Origin of the sequence: Nonlabens sp. (genome assembly GCF_051251825.1) — a bacterium.
GTDB lineage: Bacteria > Bacteroidota > Bacteroidia > Flavobacteriales > Flavobacteriaceae > Nonlabens.
The window spans coordinates 12248-29657 of the sequence record NZ_JBPOGG010000002.1 but is presented as its reverse complement, the minus strand read 5'-3'; the positions used below and the strand labels follow the sequence as shown (position 1 = coordinate 29657).

The 17410-nt window shown below is 36.9% G+C and carries 14 protein-coding genes; 3 read left to right on the top strand and 11 right to left on the bottom strand.

What is annotated here, in order from left to right; genetic code table 11:
- Positions 1–83: 83 nt before the first annotated feature.
- The 3 genes from ACSHWW_RS02685 to ACSHWW_RS02675 are packed head-to-tail and all read right to left on the bottom strand — an operon-like array spanning position 84 to position 5348.
- On the bottom strand, positions 84–1418 hold the full coding sequence (locus ACSHWW_RS02685) for a sugar MFS transporter (protein WP_435680873.1): 1335 nt from the start codon (positions 1416–1418) through the stop codon (positions 84–86).
- A 22-nt stretch (positions 1419–1440) separates the two neighbouring features.
- A complete protein-coding gene (locus tag ACSHWW_RS02680; protein ID WP_435680872.1) occupies positions 1441–2424 on the bottom strand; it encodes an isoaspartyl peptidase/L-asparaginase family protein in 984 nt (327 codons plus the stop codon).
- A gap of 5 nt (positions 2425–2429) precedes the next feature.
- A complete protein-coding gene (locus tag ACSHWW_RS02675) occupies positions 2430–5348 on the bottom strand; it encodes a GH92 family glycosyl hydrolase (RefSeq protein WP_435680871.1) in 2919 nt (972 codons plus the stop codon).
- A gap of 33 nt (positions 5349–5381) precedes the next feature.
- Between ACSHWW_RS02675 and ACSHWW_RS02670 the strand changes: the two genes are divergently transcribed.
- The 3 genes from ACSHWW_RS02670 to ACSHWW_RS02660 are packed head-to-tail and all read left to right on the top strand — an operon-like array spanning position 5382 to position 9296.
- Positions 5382–7850 (top strand): T9SS type A sorting domain-containing protein, encoded by a 2469-nt coding sequence (locus tag ACSHWW_RS02670; RefSeq protein WP_435680870.1) that lies wholly within the window; start codon positions 5382–5384, stop codon positions 7848–7850.
- Positions 7851–7902: 52 nt separating this feature from the next.
- A complete protein-coding gene (locus ACSHWW_RS02665) occupies positions 7903–8262 on the top strand; it encodes a Na(+)-translocating NADH-quinone reductase subunit F (RefSeq protein ID WP_435680869.1) in 360 nt (119 codons plus the stop codon).
- The gene (locus tag ACSHWW_RS02660) at positions 8259–9296 is read left to right on the top strand and encodes an FAD:protein FMN transferase (protein WP_435680868.1); all 1038 of its coding nucleotides are present in this window, start codon (positions 8259–8261) and stop codon (positions 9294–9296) included. Before ACSHWW_RS02665 ends, ACSHWW_RS02660 begins: the two co-directional genes overlap by 4 nt.
- Here ACSHWW_RS02660 and ACSHWW_RS02655 read toward each other — a convergent pair.
- The 8 genes from ACSHWW_RS02655 to ACSHWW_RS02620 form a co-directional block, all read right to left on the bottom strand.
- Positions 9277–10050, bottom strand: a complete 774-nt coding sequence (locus tag ACSHWW_RS02655; RefSeq protein ID WP_435680867.1) for a class I SAM-dependent methyltransferase — start codon at positions 10048–10050, stop codon at positions 9277–9279. The genes ACSHWW_RS02660 and ACSHWW_RS02655 overlap by 20 nt on opposite strands.
- 39 nt (positions 10051–10089) lie before the next feature.
- A complete protein-coding gene (gene map, locus ACSHWW_RS02650) occupies positions 10090–10902 on the bottom strand; it encodes a type I methionyl aminopeptidase (RefSeq protein ID WP_435680866.1) in 813 nt (270 codons plus the stop codon).
- A gap of 234 nt (positions 10903–11136) precedes the next feature.
- Positions 11137–11496: a cupin domain-containing protein gene (locus ACSHWW_RS02645; RefSeq protein ID WP_435680865.1), complete on the bottom strand. Its 360-nt coding sequence runs from the start codon at positions 11494–11496 to the stop codon at positions 11137–11139.
- Between the two features lie 2 nt (positions 11497–11498).
- Complete coding sequence (locus ACSHWW_RS02640; RefSeq protein ID WP_435680864.1) at positions 11499–12572, bottom strand: hypothetical protein; 1074 nt, start codon at positions 12570–12572, stop codon at positions 11499–11501.
- A 97-nt stretch (positions 12573–12669) separates the two neighbouring features.
- Positions 12670–13251, bottom strand: a complete 582-nt coding sequence (locus tag ACSHWW_RS02635) for a thioredoxin family protein (protein ID WP_435680863.1) — start codon at positions 13249–13251, stop codon at positions 12670–12672.
- A gap of 4 nt (positions 13252–13255) precedes the next feature.
- Complete coding sequence (gpmI, locus tag ACSHWW_RS02630) at positions 13256–14770, bottom strand: 2,3-bisphosphoglycerate-independent phosphoglycerate mutase (RefSeq protein ID WP_435680862.1); 1515 nt, start codon at positions 14768–14770, stop codon at positions 13256–13258.
- 90 nt (positions 14771–14860) lie between these two features.
- On the bottom strand, positions 14861–16117 hold the full coding sequence (locus tag ACSHWW_RS02625) for a hypothetical protein (RefSeq protein WP_435680861.1): 1257 nt from the start codon (positions 16115–16117) through the stop codon (positions 14861–14863).
- A gap of 93 nt (positions 16118–16210) precedes the next feature.
- Entirely contained in the window at positions 16211–17410 is a 1200-nt protein-coding gene (locus tag ACSHWW_RS02620; protein ID WP_435680860.1) for an NAD(P)/FAD-dependent oxidoreductase, read from the bottom strand.

Here is a 17410-nt window from a genome sequence, read left to right as displayed (position 1 = left end):
GTAGGGGATATTTTGACAATTAAAAAAGCCCAGTGACGCGTCACTGGGCTTTTATTATATTAAATTTTTAGCCTCCTGAAATATTATACATTCCTTTTAGTAGACCCAAAAAATGCGATGTAACCGTAACACAATACTAAACAAAGAAATGCAATACTCAACCCTTTACCAGTTGACATGCCGCTTTCATCTGTTCCAAAAGCATCCGCAATAGTTCCGATGATCTTTGGTATAAATGCGCCACCTACTATTGCCATAACTAATAATCCAGATGCTTGAGCTTTAAGATTATCAAGTCCGTCTAGTGCAAGACTAAAGATAGTTGGGAACATGATAGAGTTGAATAAACCTACTGCTAGTATCGCAAACATAGCTGTTGTTCCTGCTGTACTCACAGAAAGTATAATCATAGTAATTGCTAGTAATCCAAAAATCATAAGTAATCGACCACTGCTTATAAATTTCATTAAAAATGCTCCTAAGAATCTACCTAACATTGCGCCACCCCAATAAAGTGTAACAAATGAACCTAGAATTGCCTTAGCATCTACTTCAGTGATATCTTTGCCTATTAATAGGAATGAGGATAATCCACTTAAAAAGTCGCTGTTTTTAATAGTGTCTATTACTTGAAGTTCTTGGAAATAGTTCACTAAAAAACTTCCTATAGATACTTCAGCACCTACGTACATAAAGATTCCTAAAACACCTAGTAGGAATTTTTTATGCTTGAATAATTGTGCATATCCATCTTTAGGAGCTTGTTTTATTAATGATGGTAATTTTTTAAATCCAAAGACCGCCGCTAGACCGAATAATACAATTGCAATTATTAGAAAAGGTTGTTGAACTGACAGTGCCTCACTTGCATAGTAATCTACACGTGCAGCTTCATTTAATTTCTCGATACTTGCACCATCAAGTACAGAATCACTCAAAAGAAAAAGGGCTCCAACGATAGGTGCTATTAACGTTCCAAAACTATTAAAGGCCTGAGAAAGATTCAATCGACTAGATGCTGTTTTTTCATCACCCAATAGTGTTACATAAGGATTTGCAGCTACTTGCAGTAATGTAATACCTGCGGCCAATGTAAAAAAGGCTGTTATAAAAATCCAAAATTCTCTGATACTTGCAGCCGGATAGAAAAGTAAACAGGCAATTCCCATAATCGAAAGACCCAAAACTATTCCACGTTGATATCCGATTTTTTCAAGTAAGATACTTGAAGGAATGGCAAAACAGAAAAACGCTCCAAAAAACGCAAATTGTACCATAATAGATTGGCCATAGCTTAATTCAAATACGTCTTTAAGCCTAGGTACAAGTGCATCTACTAATACGGTTATAAAACCCCACATAAAGAAGAGTGTCGTTAAAAATGCAAATGCTGATTTGTAATTATTTTTTGATTCCATTAAATTGGTAGATAAAGGTTAGTTATGATTTTAATACTGCTTTTGATTCAATTCTATTGTTGATTCCGTTTTTATATTCCATCATGGCAAATCCGGGATGGATACAAAAACTTCCTGTTTCTCCTTTTTTATTGAGCGCAATATAAGCTACTTGAAAGTTTTCTATATTATTATTTTTTGCAACGATACGTTGTACCGCTTCTTCACAGGCTTCTTGAGGTGATTTTCCTTGTCTCATTAACTCGACAATTAGAAAACTACCTACGGTTTTCATGATTTCTTCGCCCATTCCAGTTGCTGCTGCGCCTCCTATTTCATTATCGATAAACAGACCAGATCCTATTATAGGAGAATCGCCTACACGACCTTTCATTTTATAAGATAGACCCGATGTAGTGCATGCTCCTGCAATGTCTCCGTTGCCATCCATACACAACATTCCTATAGTGTCATGGTTTTCGATGTTTATGATAGGTTTGTACTCGCTAGTCTTAAGCCATTCTCTGTATGCGTTTTCTGAAGAATCTGTGAGGAGTTTTTCTGCTTTAAAACCTTTTTTATAGGCTAACTCTTCAGCGCCTTTTCCTGCAAGCATCACGTGAGGAGTTTCTTCCATAACTACTCTGGCTAGCGCGGCTACGTTTGTTATATTTTCTACACAAACTACCGCACCACAATCTCCACTTGAATCCATTACACAGGCATCTAGTGTCACATTTCCTTCACGATCTGGAGCGCCACCTTTTCCTACTGTGGTGTTTTTTAAATTTTCTTCTTCTACAGCAACACCTTTTATAGCAGCATCAAGAGCAGTCATTCCTCCATCTAGTGCTTTTCCAGCTGTAGCGTTTGCATCTATAAAACCCCAAGTGCAAATTGATATAGGTGAGACGTTTTTCATAGTAATTGTTTTTTTATCAGTATCCAGGCATGATAATAATGTTGTACCTAAAGTTAGGGCAACACCACCTTGAGCAGACTTAATTATAAATTCTCTTCTTTTCAATGCTTTTAGTTTATGCTTATTTCATCTACAAAAATCCATGCTGTGCCATCAAATGGATGGCCTAAATGCCATTCAGGCAACTTACCATAAGTAGTCGCTTTCATTTTTACATACCTAGCCTCTTTAGTTTCAGTTTTCCAGAGTACGTTGTAAATTTTTGATTCTTCAAGCTTTCCAGTTTTTGGTAGATTGAGCAGATTTGTCCCAATCACTTTTTTATTCTCATCTAGAATTTCAAACTGGACTGTTGTAGGCCAGAAAATCCAACTACGTTGATCTTTTAAAAAGTTGACTTCTACGGTAGATACTGTTTTGACAGCCCCTAAATCTATGAGCGCCTCGAGGTCTTCGTTTTGAGTTCCTTGCCATGCTCCAGATCTAAAATCTTCAGTGCCTTGCATACCGTCAATTAATGCATCATTACCTCCAGCGCTGTACTCGTTTGCATAAGAATGCCCGAGCGTCACTTTCATATTCTTATCATATTTATAAAAAGCGGTTGTAACCACTGGACTTTTTTCGTCGCCTTTACGAGCGATTACAGATAATGTTCCAGCATTATACAAGGTAATAGGTTCTTTATATTCTTGCCATGCAGACTCATCTCTGGCATAATATATTACTGCTCCATCATTAACTTGGTTGAAATGTACAACAGTAGAGTCTGAAAACGCGATTCTACCTTTTTCTATAAACGGTGGTGACACAATAAGTTCATCTTTAATGGATGAAACCGGCCAGTTTCCTTGAGCTGTTCCCCAATCACTAGGCTTGTCGCTCATTTCAAATTCTAGCGTTCCACCATTCATTATTAAATCATGAGTGATGTAGGAGTTGTTGTGTGGTTGAGAATTCGCTTTCGCGGAAGCGATATACTTACCATCACCGTTCTTCACAATAGTAAATTGCTTCCCATTTTCTAGGTTGATCGTTGCCTTGTCAGAAAGTGGTGTTCCTATAATGTACTCATTGGAACCTGGAGTTACTGGATAAAACCCTAGCGAACTCAGCACGTACCAGGCGCTCATTTGACCACAGTCCTCGTTTCCTGACACACCATCGGGTTGATTGTGATATAATGTGGTAAGAATTTCATGAACTTTTTCTTGAGTTTTATGCGGTTTACCTACATAATTATAGAGGTAAGCCATGTGGTGCGATGGTTCATTACCATGAGCATATTGTCCTATAAGTCCAGTGATATCTGCCTGATGGCGACCAGAGGTTTCCATAGTCGCACTGAACATATTATCTAGATGTTTTTCATAAGCCTTATTACCACCCATTAATTGAATATGTCCAGTAATATCTTGAGGCGTGTAAAGGCTATACTGCCATGCATTTGCCTCAGTATAATTAAAGTTGACCTCTTCAGGTTTAAAAGGAGCAAACCATGTGTTGCGAGATCGACCTTGAAGAAAACCAGTGGCAGGATTATAAAGATTCTTATAATACTGAGCTCGTTGGATGTAAGTTTTATAATCCTCAGTGCGGTTTAATTCCTGCGCCATTTGAGCTATGGTCCAGTCATCATAAGCATATTCTAGCGTTTTAGAAACCGATTCACTTTCTAATTCTACAGGAATAAACCCTAGTGTTTTATAGGAGTCTAATCCTAGTTTATCTCTAGTTGCACTGTGTTTCATAGCTTCAAAAGCTAGGTCCACATCATAACCACGTATTCCTTTCATATAAGCATCGGCAATCACGGGAACGGCATGATAGCCAATCATACAGCCGGTGTAATTTCCACTTAAATCCCAAATGGGCATGATGCCGCCTTCTTGATATTTTGCGGTAAAGGTATTGATGAAATCGTTAGTGCGCTCTTGCTCGATAATCGTGTATAGAGGATGAGCAGCGCGATACGTATCCCATAAAGAAAATACAGTGTAGTAATCAAAATCTTGAGTTTCGTGAATTTCTAGATCCATTCCTCTGTAGCGTCCATCTACATCTTGATAGATATTTGGGGCAATCATAGTGTGATATAAAGCACTGTAGAAGTTGACTTTGTTATCGTGATTTTCATCTTCAATAACGATTTTATTCAACTGCTTTTCCCAAGTATCGTTAGCTTGTTTTTTAATCGTTTCAAAATCTTTATCGCCTATTTCGGTTTCAAGATTGCGTTTTGCTCCATCTTCATCTACAGGACTGATTCCTATTTTAATTGTGACTGGTTCGTTATTTGGGTTGTCAAATTCTAAAGCCACTACCTCTGGAACTGATTCATACTTAACAGTCCAGTTTTTAATAGGATGAGATGTTTTAAAATAAAAGAATAACATCTGATTAGTCGCCCAGGCACTAGAAAATCGTTTTCCTTGAATTTCTGTTGGAGATAAAAACTGTAAGTCGTGTTCTAATAACTTATCACGATGATTGAGATCCAAAATGACGAATTGATTCTCGCTTTCGCTGTAGCGATATTCATGAATTCCCGCTCGCTCAGTAACCGTTAATCTCACATCAATATCTGTGTCATCCAGATGAACTTCATAATATCCTGGACTTGCTTTTTCATTGTCATGAGAGAACTTTGAAGAGTAGCCTTCTTCACCATCAGCGCCATTATTAACGATTGCTTTGTTAGTAGGCATTAAAAGAATGTCGCCGTAATCACTTACTCCAGTACCGCTTAGATGAGTATGCGAGAATCCATAGATTACATTATCACTATAATGATAACCGCTACAGCCATCCCATCCATCCAGCCTCGTGTCAGGACTTAACTGCATCATTCCATAAGGCATGGTAGCTCCAGGATAAGTATGTCCATGTCCACCAGTTCCTATAAAGGTATTTACATAAGTGGTAAGCGATTGATCTGCAGTTGCAGGTGATAAATTTTGTTGAGATTCTTTACAGGAGTTTAAAATGAGTACTACTAGAGCTAGTAAATGAAAGAGCTGTTTGTTCATCGAGTAAAGATTATAGATGTTAAATATAAGGATATGATTTCATTAATATTTCATCCTCAATTTGTAGTTCCTTTTTCTCGATATCATTCACGTATCTTTGCGCAAATTTTGATTATGAAACATTTGTTAACGGTCTGTTTTTTATGCTTTTGCAGCAGTGTTCTATTTGCTCAAAGCACCTTAGTACGCATTAATTTATATGATCAAACGAGATTCAATAATGGACAGTCTGCAGCTGACGGATTAATTCTAGTGTTTGAAGCTGGAAATAATAATGGTGTAGATGTCTTTGATGCTCCTAAACTGTTTAATATCGATGAGTCTTTTGCAAGGCAAAATGGGACAGATTATTTAAGTATTGAACGTAGGGATATTCCACAGGATAATGAACGACTCTTGTTTTTCAATAATAGATATAGAACTTTAAGTTACGTGTTTACGGTACAGGCATTTCAATTAAATAATTTAGTTACTTATTACAAGGATACTTATACCGGAGAAATTTTTGAAATAGGAAATGGTATAGATGGAGTGATTCCATTTACAATCGATAATAGCATTCCAGAAAGTCTAGATGCCAACCGATTTGAAATGACTTTTATTGAAAAGTCCAATTTTATATATGATAATACATGGACTAATCTTGATCCTTGTTTAAACACCATAACAGCAACAGATAATCTCAACATCATCTCTGGTGATGCGGTTATAGACTGTGATATGGATTTAAAAAATATCACTATCGCTGCTGGTTCTACTTTACAAATTGCAAGTGGTAGAACAGTAACAGTAAACGGTGATATAAATAATCTGGGAACACTTATGGCTCAAGATGCGACTGTGATTATCAATAACAATAGCTCTTTTTACTCCAGTGATAGCCAGTTAGGAAACTTAATCGTTGCAGATAATAATTCTCTGGAACTTGCTGGTAAAATAGATATCTACGCAGATCTAAAACATACAGGAACTGGTGCAACTATCATCGATAATAAAAATGCTTCCTTAACTCTTAAAAGCACAGCAACTCAAACGGCTTATTATTTACCTACAGATTTGCAGCTCACATCACCAGTAACGACTGAAGTATATATGAGTGCTCACAGAGCATTTAGATTTGTGAGTAGTCCTGTAACAACTACCGGTACTATTTATGAAAACTGGCAAGAAAATGGTGATGAAGCCATCGTAGGTTTTGGAACCGACATTACAGGTGCAAATGGAGCCGCAAACGGATTTGACATTACAGCTACTAACAATCCTTCCATGTATAGTTGGGATAACGCAAATCAAGCTTGGGTTGCTCAAAGCAGCACTAATACCACAACTGATGTTATAGAAAATGGTAAACCGTATCGATTATTTGTAAGAGGTGATCGCCAAGTTGACCTTACTACAAATGCAAATGCACAACGTGAGACAGTACTTAGAGCTACTGGAACTTTAATTTCTGGTGATTTCAGTCCTACAGTAATTAATAATACAGTTGGTAATTTTAATTTGATAGGAAATCCGTATGCTGCGCCGTTTAATCTTGATGGATTATTGAGCAATCTAGATATGAATGGAAGACCTGTGGACGCTACAGGAACTAGACCTACTTTTTTCTTCGTTTGGGATCCTAATTTACAATCTCGTGGTGCTTATGTAACTTATGATACTTCCCTGGATCTTTCATTAAATTCTTCCAGCCAGATAAATGGTTATTTACAACCATACCAGGCAGCATTTATCATTGCAAATGGTGATGCAGGTGACTTTACCTTTAAAGAATCTTATTTAAACGTAGATCAATCTCATGTTCAAGTTACTGCCGTTCCAGATGTGATGCGCATAGAATTAACTCAAAACCAGACTGTAAAAGATGGTGTGATTGTAAAGTTTGACACAACATTCACAAACGCAATCGATCAAAATGATGCACCCAAAATCACAAACTTAGAAGAAAATTTATCGTTACTAGATGCTCAAAATAAGTTAAGTATTGCTGCAAGAAAAATACCTATTCACGGTGAAATGATTCAGTTGCACACCTCTCAATTACAAACGGGTACTTATGAATTTCAAATATCACCACTGGCATTGAATGGCGTGGATGCTTATTTAAAAGATTATTTCACGGGAAATTCAACTTTGCTAGACACCACTGCGGTTACTAGCTATTCATTTTCTATAGATAACAGCAATGCACAGAGCAGCGATGTCGCTCGTTTTCAAATTGAGTTTGTAAATAGCACGTTGAGTGTTAATGAGTCCGCTTTCGCGAAAGCGATATCCTTATATCCTAATCCATCTAACGACGGAATTATTACTATTCAAATGCCTAGTGAAATGATTCTTGAGACTGTTGAGATTTACAACACGCTAGGACAACGTTTGATGACTGTGGAAATTTCAAAAAATGAGCATCAAATCGATTTGAGTAAGCTATCAAAAGGTGTATATCTCTTAAAGTTGAATGATGGTGCAAATAGTATTTCCAAAAAAGTGATTCTCGAGTAAGTTTTAAGTTTCATTTAAAGGCATTAAAAACTATACATACTATTTTTACAACATGAATCCACTAACAGAACAGGAGCTGCATCAACTAGCCATGAATATAGTAGGTAAAGAAATGGAAGAACTAGGATTTGAGTTTCTATCTATCAATTCTAAGCCTAAGAAAGATCCGCAATTTGTAGCGCTCAAGGATAAATACCTTCATTTTGTAGTAGTTCGTGCTGTGCGATATCCTGCAAATCCTGTGCAGTATGATCAAGCATTCATGAATAAAATGAGAGATCATGCTGTAAAGTATAAAGCTCGTGCATATTATGCTGGAGTAGGAATTGCAAATTCTAAGAATTATGAAATCCCAGTGCATCACGACGAAGATTATACCGTGAATTTTGCAGGTTTAATAGAAATCAAATGAAAAAATTAATACTTCTACTTTTACTGGTTGCCGTTTCTTGCGCGCCTAAACAAGATCCAACTATACCACAAGTTTTTGTAGGTGACGCTGTAGGAACTACCTACGGAATCAAGATTTATCACGATGAGAAAATAGAAATTAAACCAGACGTGAGTGACATCATCGATATGTTTAATCAGAGCATGTCCACATGGGTTCCAGATTCTAAAATTAATAAGATTAACGCTGGCGACACCACAGTAGTGGTAGGGAAAGCGTTTAAAGAAGTATTTGACGCAGCACAAGAAATCTACCGTAAAACCGATGGTTATTTTGACCCTACAGTCGGTAACTTGGTAAATGCATACGGTTTTGGGTCTCAAGGAGAACAAGATAAGATCCCTTCACAGCAAGAAATAGATAGTCTATTGCAATATGTAGGGTTTTATAAAATGGACATACGCGATACATCTACAGCAAACGAGTATAAAGTTACGAGCCAGCAACCAGGAATGTACTTAGAATATAACGCCATTGCAAAAGGTACGCTCGTTGATTATATCGCTAGAATGCTGGATTCAAAAGGTGTGAAAAACTACATTGTTGAAGTAGGTGGCGAGGTAATCACTAAAGGAATGAATCTTGAAAATAACGCGAAGTTTTTAGTTGGTATTAACGACCCTAAAAGTGGTCCTCAAGATACTAAACCGCTCATGGCAATTAACTTACAAGATAAAGCGATGGCAGGAAGCGGAAACTATCGAAAGTTTAAAGTAGATAAAACAACAGGAGTGGAGTATGTACATACTGTAAACCCTATTTCAGGTCAAGCACAACCTTCTCAAGTGATAGGAGTAAATGTTATCGCAAATAGCTGCACACTTGCAGATGGTTATGCGACGGCAATCATGGCCATGCCTTTAAATAAATCGAGAACTTTACTCAAGAATATTCCTGAGATAGAAGTACTTATCATGTACATAGATGAGAACGGAATGTTGAGGTTTGAATTAACTCCAGGTTTCAACCAGTATATTAATTCGCCGGTTTTGTAACTACAGGAATAAGTTCGCCTTTTGCGAGTCTGTAACGATCGACATCTTCTGGAGATAATTGTGCGGTATAATCCACAGCTTGTACTTGAAAACCTATAGATTCTAGTCGTTTAAAATAATCCATTCCATAAACACGCACGTGGTCATACTGTCCAAAAATGCGAGCGCGTTCCACCTTATCTGTAATAGAATCATCCTCAAACGTAACGGTTCTATCGTTCTCTAGCGGAATTTGCAAAATCGCCTTTCCACCAGGTTTTAAAACTCTATACAATTCTTTCATGGCGGTTTCATCGTCTGGAATGTGTTCTAGGACATGATTGCATAGAATGAAATCATAACTGTCATTTTCAAACGGCAGGTTGCAAATATCTGCTTTAACATCTGCAAGTGGAGAAAGTAGGTCTGTGGTCGTGTATTGAATGATATCGCTATTGCGAAAACGTTTATAAAAACACTGCTCTGGTGCAAAGTGCAATAGTTTTTGAGAACGAGTCAGTAAGTCTGTTTCTCTATTTAGGTACAACCATAAAAGCCTGTGGCGTTCCAGAGAAAGTGTAGAAGGAGAAAGCACATTTTCTCTCACGTTTCCATAACCATAAGGTAAAAAGCTCTTAAAAGATTTCCCATCAATAGGATCTGTATATCGCTCTCCACGATACCACCATGCCATTAAAGGACGTACCCAGTAACTCATGCTGATGAGCCAAGGTCTAGGGATGAGGTTGAGAAAGAATTTAAAGAGTTTTTTCAAGGTGGTTTTAATTCAGAATTCAGAATTTAGAATTCTGAATTAATTTTCTGGCCAGCGATAAGGATCTTCTTCATTTGAGGTGATTCCTAAAACTTCATAGATGTAATCAAACGTACTTAATAAACGAGGCTCGCCGTCTACTATTGCCACGTCGTGCTCAAAGTGTGCACTAGGTTTCATGTCTCTTGTCTTTATAGTCCAGCCATCAGGATAGTGCTTGATATCTTTAGTTCCAAGATTAATCATAGGTTCTATAGCAACCGTCATTCCTTCTACAAACTTTTTTCCACGTCCTCGTTTCCCATAATTAGGCATTTGAGGATCTTCATGCATGGTACGACCTAGTCCATGACCTACAAGTTCACGTACTACACCATAACCAAATCCTTCACAATAATTCTGTATCGCGTAACCTACATCGCCCACACGATTTCCTTTACGGAATTGCTCAATACCTAAGTAAAGAGAGTTTTTAGTACGATCCAATAAATCTTGAGTCTCTTGAGGAATCTCACCTACGGCAAATGTATAAGCATGATCTCCATAGAAACCATCTACTATAGCTCCACAATCTACAGAAAGTACATCACCATCTTTTATGGCGACATCTTTAGGGATACCGTGAACCACTTCTTCGTTAGGAGAAATAAGTAAAGTACTCGGGCAATCGTACAAACCTTTGAAGCCTGGAATAGCTCCATGGTCACGGATAAACTCCTCAGCCATAGTGTCTAGCTTTAATGTAGTGACACCAGGTTTGATCTCGGCAGCGACCATAGCAAGTGTTTTACTTACCATGTGCGCCGCACGACGCATGATTTCTAATTCTTCGGCGGTTTTAATAATTATCATAGATTGTAATAAAGTGCAAAAATAGGAATTCCCTAGGCGATGGCTTTAAAAAATCAAAATCAAAATCAAAAAGAAAACCAAGTAGCGATTTCAGTTCGAGTGCAGCCTGCTCGTAGGCATAGGCATTTCGAGAACAGTTTAATATAAAAATGACTTTTATAAAAATAAAAGTAAAATGAAGATTAAGAAAAATGGGAAATATCCTGGAAATTGTATTTTCCAATAACCCAATAACTATATCCAGTCCAGCTTATCCTTGGTCAATTCATGTTCTACATCACCGGTATGAGCTATTGTTGCAGGTTCAAAAAGCATTACATGTACTTCTTCACGGGCGATAGGTTTGTGTTCTACTCCACGAGGTACGATATACATTTCACCTTCATTAAGTGTAATTGTTTTATCTCGTAATTCAATGATTAATTGACCTTTTACCACATAGAATAGTTCATCTTCATTTTCATGTTGGTGCCATACAAACTCGCCTTGTAGTTTTGCTAGTTTCACTTGTTGTCCGTTGAGTTCACCTATAATTTTGGGCGTCCACGTTTCTTGAAATAGACTGAGTTTTTGTTTGAGATTGATAGCACTCATAGTTATGGCAGTTCGTTTTTAAATTTCTTATAACTTTCTAGATGCAACTGATTTGTTGACGAGTACTTTTCGCGGAAGCGGGAAAACACTTTTTCATAATATACAACCTCAGGATTAAAACCTATTCCTCTTTCCTCTAAGGATAACTGCATTAAAAAAATGACCATATAGGTCTTCTTAGGTTGTGCGTCCATCGATTCAAATTGGGGCACTTTTTCTGTGAAACTTATGTAACCAGGAATGGTTTTCCCAGAGTATAATTTCATTGATATGTTTTCTGGGACATAGAAAAATTGTGAATATCCAGGAATAATCCAAATTACCATTGCAAGTCCTATAAAAACAGAACGTCCCGAGCCTATTTTAAATCTTAATTTATTAGATTGTTGAAATATGTAAAAAAGGCTTGACATCATTATCAAGTTCCATGGAATTACTATGTAATTCCAGCCATGTTTCCATGGGCTAAGCTTCCACATGATTACTAAGTGCATAACGATAAGTATCACCGTAATAGGTTTTCTGGTTTTTTTAAAAAATAATAGAATACCAAGTAAAACCTCAATAGCCGCCATGAAAAAACCCATTCTTATATCATAAGAAATAGGCAAAGAATGGAAGTAAAATCGAGGAGCAACGTCTGTTATAAAAGTAGTATTGAATTTATGTAAACCACTGAAAATATAAATTCCGCTAATAGTAAATAACAGTGCGGTGTAGAATATGTGCCTATCTTGTTTAAGAAATGTAAAACAAGCAAATAAAGAAAAGTAAGCAATCATGTAAGGCGTAATTCTATGCACATCACCTATACATATAATACCATAGGTAATGACACCAAGTGCAAATAGATATTTACCTGTAACTGGTTTAGTAAGAACGGCAATTATAGGCGAGAGAAACATTACAATGGCGCTTAAGAATATGAAACTCTCTGGAATTTTAATGTTGAAGAGTGATACAGTTAAAAGCTCATGATCTTCAAAAAATCCATGATAGCCAACAACAGCCGTGATTAACCAGCAAATTATTAATGCGTATTTAAGAAAGTTGTTATGGTTAATAGATGCCGTCATTAATACAAATGTCTTCTTTTATTTTTTAACATAGGTTGATCTCAAAAAAAAATCGGGAAGCAAAGGCTTCCCGATTTTTAAAATAAAATATGCTTTTTTAATTATCGTAAGAATGCTTATAAGGCTGTCCAGTGACGATTTTTAAAATATCTTGCTCTAGACTCTCACGTGGACGTTCTACATAACGACCTATTTCTTTACCATCACGGTAAAATATAAAAGTAGGTACACGTCTAATGTCATATCCAGACACTAAATCTACTGGTTTACTCTTAGAGCGATCCACAGTAATCATGGTAAGATTCTTTTCTTTAAATCCTATCTCATCTAGTAATCTGTAAAATTTAGGAGTTTCACGTTTAGAATCTCCACACCACGTACCCATATAAGCTCTTATTTCAACATCTTTCATCGCTTTCTTAAGATCTTTCTTTGTGTCGTCGTCTAGTGTGTAAGCTTCATATCTTGAAGTAAACCAACTGTCAAATGGAGCTTGCATAAAAGCTTCTTTGGTTTGGATTCCTGATAGATTACCATCAACTAAAACTGGCGTTTTAGGTGGAGTAGGAGTTGCTGGAACATCTGTGGTTGTAGTTGTTGTGGTCGTAGTGGTCGTCTTTTTTTGCGTTCCGCAAGAAGCCATTACTATAACGGTTAATAGGAGTAGGATCTTTTTCATGAGGTTAAATTAAGGAATTTTGAGTCATTTCTTTAGGTTGTTGAACACCTATTAACTTTAAAATGGTAGGAGCGATGTCACCTAAGATTCCATCTTTTACTTCTTTTAAGTCTTTATCTACCATTATTATAGGCACAGGATTAGTCGTGTGTGCTGTGTTTACAGATCCATCTGGATTGAGCATGACTTCACAGTTTCCATGGTCTGCGATTACGATAATGGTGTAGTCTTGTTCAATGGCTGCAGTAATTACATCATGAGCCGCTTGATCTACGGCTTCACAAGCTTTAACGGCTGCTTCCATAGAACCTGTATGACCTACCATGTCTGGATTTGCAAAGTTGAGACATATAAAATCAGCAGATTGATTGTTGATTTCTGGAATGATACTTCCAGAGACGCATTCTATAGACATCTCTGGTTGCAAGTCATAAGTCGCTACTTTAGGTGAATTACACATAATGCGTTCTTCTCCTTTGAATGGTGTTTCTTGTCCGCCATTAAAGAAAAACGTCACGTGTGGATATTTCTCTGTTTCGGCGATACGTATTTGCGTTTTACCAGCTTCAGAAAGTACTTGACCTAGTGTGTTCACTAGATTATCTTTTTCAAAAATGACCTTTACATTTTTATAGCTGTCATCATACTTAGTTATGGTCACGTAATATAGATCGAGTGCGTGTGTGTTTTGCTCGTGGTAGTCTTGTTGAGATAACATTTGAGTTAATTCACGACCTCTATCAGTACGGTAATTAAAAAATATAATTACGTCTCCATCTTCTATGGTTGCTACCGGTTCTGTACCGTTAAGAACCACTATAGGTTCAATAAATTCATCTGTAACTCCTTGATTGTAAAAATCTTCTACAGATTTTACAGCGTCGTGTGATGGTTGTCCTATTCCGTGAACCATTACATCATATGCCTTTTTAACACGTTCCCAGCGCTGGTCTCTATCCATGGCAAAATAACGTCCTGTAACCGTAGCCAGTTGTGCATTTGTTCCCGCAATGTGCTGTTCTAGATCTGCAATATGTCCAGCTCCAGACTTAGGATCTACGTCACGTCCGTCTGTGAAAGCGTGGATAAAAACATTTTCTAATTCTTGACTTTCGGCTACATCTAGCAACGATTTTAAATGATCGATATGTGCATGAACACCACCATCAGATAATAATCCTAGGAAATGTACTTTTCTGGAATTCGCTTTCGCGAAAGCGAGTGCATCAACAAGAACTTGCTCATCTTTAAGCGTATCATCTTTAATAGCTTTATTGATTTTTGCTAGGTCTTGATAAACAATTCTTCCAGCTCCTAGATTCATGTGGCCTACCTCGCTGTTTCCCATTTGTCCGTCTGGTAATCCTACATGTTCACCATCAGTACGCAAAGTCGCATGCGGATAGTTCTCATATAAACTGTCTATGAATGGAGTTTGAGCTTGTGCTATAGCACTTACTTTAGGGTCTTGTGTGATTCCCCAGCCGTCGAGAATCATGAGTATGGTTTTCTTATTCAATGTAAAAAGTTTGAAAGCTAAAGTTAAGAAATGCTGCCTTTTTAAAGCCGATTTTATAAATAAGATTACGCAATCGGTTGCGGTGTGGTGTTATCTAGAAGTTACAGAATCGTTATAATAGGTGATTTTGCGATCCCATTTGAAGGTAGGTTTTCCGTTTATGGATTTGATCTGTTGTGTCCAGTTTCCAGTACTGTCATAAGTGTATGCAATTGTTATCACAGACTCTACCGGTACTCGATTTGATAAATCATATTGAAATGATTTTATTTCTATGATGTCACCACGCTCATTATATGTAAAAAGATATTTTTCAAGTATAGTATTATATAAATCACTGTAAGAGTTGAATTCAATCATTCTACCTTGAGCATCTTTTATGACGCTATCAGTAAAAGTTTTTTGCTCCTCTAGACTAGTTGATTTTGTGAGTTGGTTTTTTTTATCTGTTGATTGATTAGATAGTTTTTTCTTGAATTCATATTCAAACATAGAAACTGGTAGGTTGAACCAGTACTCGTTTCCTAAAACGAAACCGTTCTTATCTTTTTGAATCACTTTTTTAGAACGTGGTCTTTTATACAGACTACCTTTAGGAATGGTACTGTATTCTAGCTCTACTATGTGATCTTCAGGTACTCGTGTTTCTTTTTCTATGAGAAAAGGAAATCGTTTAACATTGAGGAAAAGAAAAGTTAGTGATGTATTCTCACCTTCATACTCATGATCTTCAGACCATAACCACTGACCATTCTGGAAATACTTGATTAATGATGGTCTACCATTGAGGTCATACTCATGATAGAATTTACCCATTTGAAAAAAGTCGTCTTGACTCATTTCAAAGGTCATATCATTTGAATCGTTATATTCAAAATATGCTTTACGGTTATAATCATTACTAAACCTTAAAAATGGTTTTATCTCATCATTACTGGTCTTTATAGTATGAACAAATGGAACATTCTTTACCTCATAAAACTGAAGCACGTCCTTTTCATAATAAACAAAGTTCTCTTTAAACTTATACTCGAGTACATGATCATACCATTCCCGATGGAGTACAGATTTATCACGATCATAAGTAGTAACAGATTGTCTATAAGGACTTGTTGCGGTGAGCAACCACTGTCTATGAAATAAGCTATCTACTCGTTGCGAAGAGTTGTAATGATGGTAATCATTATCATGAAATCGCTGCCAAGAATTAAGTAAGTTATTATCAATAGTAGTCACAGAATCCCTAATCATTTTCACGTTCCCTTGAGGAATTTCCATAGGTAAACTCTGCCCTAGAGCAATACTGCCTAAAAGTAAATTACATATGATGTGAAAATAATTTTTCATAGTTTACGGGAACTACAAAATGCTTTTTCAAACAAACACATAAGTGAATTTGTTAGAATTAACATTTGTGTAAAGATATTAAATATCTAACTATCAGCTATTAATAGATTGGGCAATCATCCATCCACCGGTCCATGCGTTTTGGAAATTGAAGCCACCAGTGATAGCGTCTATGTTAAGGATTTCTCCAGCGAGAAATAGGTTTTCTTGCTTACGCGAGCTAAATGATTTAAAGTTGATTTCCTTCAAATCTACACCACCGGCAGTCACAAACTCTTCTTTAAAAGTGCTTTTTCCGTTTATAGAAAATGAGCTTGCAGTTAGAATAGTAGCAAGGTTTTGTAAGTCCTTATTAGAGCAGTCTGCCCAATTTTTATCACTAAGGTTGATGCTTTCTACAAGAAACTTCCAAAGCCTTTTAGGAACATCAAATAACCATTCATTGCCAACTTGTCTTTTGCTAGAACGCTGCGCCACTAAGGTTTCAAAACATTCTTGAGTAGAAATATAATTCAACCAATTGATCACCACATCAAATTTATAATCCGAGTCATTTAATTCTCGTGCGCCCCAAGCGCTCATTTTTAAAATCGCTGGGCCAGAAAATCCCCAATGCGTAATTAATAATGGTCCTTGAGATTCTAGTTTTAATTGTGGTATTTCAACACGAGCTTCAAGAGCAATTCCCGCAAGTTCCGTGATTTTCTTGTCTATGATATTAAAGGTAAATAGAGAAGGAACAGCTCTAACAATCGAGTGACCTAAACCACGCATCATTTCCCAAACCTTAGGGCTACTTCCTGCAGTAACGACTAGGTTTTTACAAGTGAATTGTTCTTCTTTAGTATAAACGTTCCAGTCTTCTTCTATATGTATAGAAGTTACGTTATGACTAGTGAGAATATCTATATGGTGTTTCTGGGTAAGTTCTAGAAAACAGTTGATAATGGTCTGCGAAGAATCTGTAGTAGGGAACATGCGTCCATCATCTTCAATTTTCAACGACACGCCACGTTCTTCAAACCAGGCTATGGTATCACCTGTCATAAAACTATGGAACGGACCTAACAATTCTTTTTCACCACGCGGATAATTCAAAGACAATTCTTTAGGGATAAACTCGGCATGAGTGACATTACAGCGTCCACCACCAGAAACGCGTACTTTTTGAAGCACCTCTTTCCCGCGTTCTAGAATAGCGATTCTTGCATCAGGTAATCGTTCAGATAAGTTAATTGCTGTAAAAAACCCTGCAGCGCCGCCGCCTATGATAATGGTGTGGTAGTTAATCAA